Below are 788 nucleotides of genomic sequence, written 5' to 3' on the forward strand. Positions count from 1 at the left end.
GTGGAGTCATTGTTGAAATACCACTCTGGTCACTCTGGATATCTAACTTCGGACCCTAATCGGGTTCAGGGACAGTGCCTGATGGGTAGTTTAACTGGGGCGGTTGCCTCCCAAAGAGTAACGGAGGCGCCCAAAGGTTCCCTCAACCTGGTTGGCAATCAGGTGGCGAGTGTAAGTGCACAAGGGAGCTTGACTGTGAGACTGACAAGTCGAGCAGGGACGAAAGTCGGGACTAGTGATCCGGCAGTGGCTTGTGGAAGCGCTGTCGCTCAACGGATAAAAGGTACCTCGGGGATAACAGGCTGATCTTGCCCAAGAGTCCATATCGACGGCATGGTTTGGCACCTCGATGTCGGCTCGTCGCATCCTGGGGCTGGAGTAGGTCCCAAGGGTTGGGCTGTTCGCCCATTAAAGCGGTACGCGAGCTGGGTTTAGAACGTCGTGAGACAGTTCGGTCCCTATCCGCTGCGCGCGCAGGAAATTTGAGAAGATCTATCCCTAGTACGAGAGGACCGGGATGGACGAACCTCTGGTGTGTCAGTTGTTCCGCCAGGAGCACCGCTGATTAGCTACGTTCGGAACGGATAACCGCTGAAAGCATCTAAGCGGGAAGCCGGCTTCGAGATGAGATTTCCATCCCTTCGGGGGAGAGGCTCCCAGCCAGACGACTGGGTTGATAGGCCGGATGTGGAAGACAGGACTAAAGACTGTCGGAGCTGACCGGTACTAATAAGCCGATAACTTGATAATCACTACACTCATACCGTTGTAAAGGCTGGTAGGAGTGG

1 rRNA gene is annotated in these 788 nt (G+C 54.7%); it reads left to right on the plus strand.

Annotation, left to right across the window (positions count from 1 at the left end):
* Positions 1-750 (plus strand): 23S ribosomal RNA (locus C5C82_RS17160); the annotation flags it as partial.
* Positions 751-788: the final 38 nt, after the last annotated feature.

Source organism: Rathayibacter sp. AY1D5, assembly GCF_002932515.1.
In the GTDB taxonomy this organism is placed as follows: domain Bacteria; phylum Actinomycetota; class Actinomycetes; order Actinomycetales; family Microbacteriaceae; genus Rathayibacter.